Source organism: Oscillatoria sp. FACHB-1407 (genome assembly GCF_014697545.1).
In the GTDB taxonomy this organism is placed as follows: Bacteria; Cyanobacteriota; Cyanobacteriia; order Elainellales; family Elainellaceae; genus FACHB-1407.
Map to the genome: position 1 here is coordinate 1 of NZ_JACJSA010000062.1, position 3,782 is coordinate 3,782.

Sequence of the window (3,782 nt, forward strand, 5' to 3'; positions counted from 1 at the left end):
CAGGGGTCAGTTGGTATGAGGCAAAGTCGGCGATCGTACGGGATGCCATTCGAGCTTATTTGGCTGCTCCTCGTTTCGTTCTTCCAACTGCGTAAGTCCTGACCATTTTGGGATTAGTGGCTGCCAAGATTGGGGTTTTCTTACTCCATGCTTCAGCAGAATCAGTTGCCCCTACGAGTGTAATCCTCCGACCTTTCACAGAACCAACACCAGAGTTGGAACTTGCTGTTGCCTGGAATCCAGAGACTATAAATCCAGTGCTTCCCGCTTTTATGGCGATCGTTCGAGACGTTGCCTGCCAACTTTGAGTATTCAGTATCTATTTTCTGCTGTAACCAACCAGCGGTACAAATCACACAACAATAGGAACCATGAACTTAATTCATACTCATCAGGCGTTGAACCATATTGGCACTGGCATCAATTGCCCTACGTTTTTTAACCTAATGCATTCATGGTGAATGGTGATGATGAGTATCCTGCTGATTCTGAGCAGGTTGCACTAATTCCATGCTGTGGGGACCAAACGCCGCAAGTCCCATCGACACCAATCCTGAACTTAGAAGTCCCATCGAGACTAAGCCAAAGGAGATTGCCCCCATTGAGACAAGCCCAATCGAGATAATTCCGTGAGTGACAATCCCGATCGCCACAACCCCATGTGCTGATACCCCGATCGCCACAATGCCATGAGCACCAATTCCCACAGAAACTTTCTTCTGCTTTTTGAGTGTTTCAGTCATTAAACTCAACCAAATTCAATTAAAAATACGCTTGAGAGCAGGAATGCGAGACAACACAAAATAGTCGAGCAGTAACACAATCACTAATGAAAGCCCAACTAACGGAAATACCAAACCCATGACGGCAACGATCGCCAACGGAACGCGCCAATGTTGCACATGAGGGGGCATGGCAGGAGCACCCATCAGTCCTGATTCTTTGGGACGGCGTTGCCACCACATGACGGCTCCAGTAATGGAAAGCAGCATCGCGATCAACGCCGCTATCAGCATGAGCAATTGATTAGTAAGTCCAAAGTATTTCCCCATGTGAATGGCAACTCCCATCTCCACCGCTTTAGGAACTAGCCCATAATCTTGCCACCGCACATCAGCCAGCACTTTGCCACTGTATTGGTCAATGTGCATGGTTACTTCCTGGGTTGGATCATTTGGGAATGCCGAAACGGTATAGACTCCGGTTTCTCCTTCCGGTAAGGTGACATTGAAGCCAGGAGGCGCACCTTTCGCTTGCGCTAAGGCAATGATCGAGTTGAGATTCACTAAAGTACCCACAACGCTCTCTTGAGTAGGAGAACTGGCATTGCTATGTCCAGCGTGATTGCTATGTTCTGATGCCGTAGATTGAGGCATCGGTAGCTGTTGTACTGCCCATGGCACAACCTGTCCTCGTTGATTGAGGGAACCTGTTAAGACAGTCGATTGAGGGATGTCATCCCACATCTGGGCTGGAAATCTACCCCATACTTGAGCAAAGGTATCTCCCCAGAAGCCTGTCCAGGGCAAACCTGTAAGAATCAGAAACCCAATCAGGAGAATGCCATAAAATCCGGGAACCGCGTGTAAGTCTCGCCAGAATACCCGTTTATTTTTATTCCACAATCGTGGAATCAACGTTCCAAGCACTGTAAATTGATGGCGTGGCAACCATAGATAAAGTCCTGAGATCAGCAGCACGAGTCCCCAGCAGGAGGCTAACTCGACCAAATAATCTCCCACTTTGCCGATCAATAACTCGCCGTGAATTTTGCGGGCGATCGCCTGGAGATTATTATCTTCATCACGACTGCCTAACACCTGTCCAGAGTAGGGATTCACAAACACCATCAGGTTGCGCTCATCTGACGTTGCTAACAACACTTCAGTGCTGCGATCGGCTGCACTGTTTGGCGTAATTTGCGTTACGGTTGCACCAGGATAGGAATTTTGAACAGACTGTACCTGTTCGGTGTAAGGCAGCGCAGTTGCACCAGGTTGCACAAACATCAGATTGTGATACATGGCAGCATCTAACTGCGGCTTGAAGAGATAAATAATCCCTGTTGCAGCCAGAATGAGCATAAAGGGAATCACAAACAGTCCGGCATAGAAGTGCCAGCGCCAAACGGTGCGGTAGAAACGATTACCCGGAGATGGGGCGGTTGATAATTGCTTAGAAGCGGTTGCCGACTCACTCATCTTGATTGTCACTTGCCAAAAAACAGAGGCGTGATGACTATGCCTCACATCTGAAAACGTTGTCAAAAGACACGCTGTCAAGGTGTTACAAAGCTTATTTGTCGAATACTGCAAAGCATGAAATTAGAGATGCGTGTACACTAAATTTCAATTCCAAAATTTCATTGCCCATGTCGCCCTTACCTGACTATCGCCCTAAGCAACTTTCATTGGGTCCCCTGGAAAGTGAGATCCTGGAAATTCTTTGGGAATTTGAATCGGCAACCGTTCGGGAAATCCACGATCGCATCCTATCTGACCCTGATCGCGAACTGACACAAGCCTCAGTGACAACCGTCTTAAATCGTTTGGAACAGAAGGGTTGGGTTATTTGCCATAAACAAGAAAAAGCCTTCCAGTGGCGACCTCGAATTTCACAGGGCGAAGCCAAAGTGCTACAGGCTCATGCCCAACTCAACCAGTTTTTAGCTGTGAGCAATCCCGATGTGGTTGCTGCCTTTGCTGATAGTCTGGATGCCGCTAGCCTGGATCAACTAGAGGCAATCGCGGAACGAATTCGAGCTGCACGACAAGCCAGGGAGGAGCAATAATGCATTTAGGCATCCTGTTCATGGCAGTGGCGATCGCCATCTTTACCCGGCTATGCTGGTTTCGCGTTTCCGGCACCTGGGCTGATCGCTGGCAACGAACGTTAGGGGCATTCCTGCTGCCACCCATTCTGGTGCTGACAACCAGTATGACGGTTCTTGGGATGGGACATCACGGCACAATGCTGAGATATTCCGTTGGCTGGTTAGGATGCCACCTGGCTTTAGGCTTTCTCGGATTTGCAGGAGTATTGCTTGTTTACTTGTTTGGGCAGCAGTGGCGATCGCTCCAGCAAGTCCATGCTCTGCCGTCAGCAGCGATCGCAGGCAAAACAGGACGAGTGTTAGAGACTCCTAATTTGTTTGCGGCTCAAGTGGGAATCTGGAGATCAGAATTGGTTGTCAGCCGAGGATTACTGGAATCTCTGAGTAAAGAGCAAATTGAAGCCGTTCTAAGCCACGAAGAAGCGCATGGATATTACCGCGATACCTTCTTTTTTTTCTGGCTGAATTGGATTCGACAGTTCACCTTTTGGCTTCCTAGAACAGAATCACTTTGGCAGGACTTGTTATTGTTACGGGAGTTACGAGCCGACCAATGGGCAGCACAACGGGTAGATGCTTTGACCTTAGCAGAAACTCTTTTATTGGTTGTGCGATCGGCTTCTACGACTCAAAATCATCACTGTGCTGCATTCTATGACATCACTCCTAACACTCGACTAGAAGAACGGATTAACTTTCTTCTGACTCAATCCGAAATCACTCAAAGCCAACATCAACTTTGGGTATGGATACTTCCAGCCACTCTACCGATCCTGATGCCCCTGCTACATTGCTGATTGCTTCTGTGAATTACGCTTCCGGTCGGCTTCAGGGTGGCATCCTTTTTGCTCTGGATTGCGATTTAGGGAATAAATTGTCCCCACAGAAGCATAAGTATTTCCTAAACTAATAAATTGCAGAAGATACAACTGTTTCAGTCTGGCTGATT

5 protein-coding genes are annotated in these 3,782 nt (G+C 48.0%); 3 read left to right on the forward strand and 2 right to left on the reverse strand.

Features of this window, described 5'->3' with window-relative positions; genetic code table 11:
• Positions 1-107: 107 nt before the first annotated feature.
• On the forward strand, positions 108-308 hold the full coding sequence (locus tag H6G89_RS36565) for a hypothetical protein (protein ID WP_375539722.1): 201 nt from the start codon (positions 108-110) through the stop codon (positions 306-308).
• A gap of 144 nt (positions 309-452) precedes the next feature.
• On the opposite strand, the gene H6G89_RS34200 is transcribed toward H6G89_RS36565, so the two are convergent.
• Entirely contained in the window at positions 453-743 is a 291-nt protein-coding gene (locus tag H6G89_RS34200) for a copper resistance protein (RefSeq protein ID WP_190514483.1), read from the reverse strand.
• Positions 744-758: 15 nt separating this feature from the next.
• A complete protein-coding gene (locus H6G89_RS34205) occupies positions 759-2,249 on the reverse strand; it encodes a PepSY-associated TM helix domain-containing protein (protein WP_309230169.1) in 1,491 nt (496 codons plus the stop codon).
• 122 nt (positions 2,250-2,371) lie between these two features.
• Here H6G89_RS34205 and H6G89_RS34210 point away from each other — a divergent pair, with 122 nt between their 5' ends.
• Both H6G89_RS34210 and H6G89_RS34215 read left to right on the forward strand, forming a co-directional pair.
• Entirely contained in the window at positions 2,372-2,791 is a 420-nt protein-coding gene (locus H6G89_RS34210; RefSeq protein WP_190514484.1) for a BlaI/MecI/CopY family transcriptional regulator, read from the forward strand.
• Entirely contained in the window at positions 2,791-3,630 is an 840-nt protein-coding gene (locus H6G89_RS34215; RefSeq protein WP_190514485.1) for a M56 family metallopeptidase, read from the forward strand. Before H6G89_RS34210 ends, H6G89_RS34215 begins: the two co-directional genes overlap by 1 nt.
• Positions 3,631-3,782 lie beyond the last annotated feature (152 nt).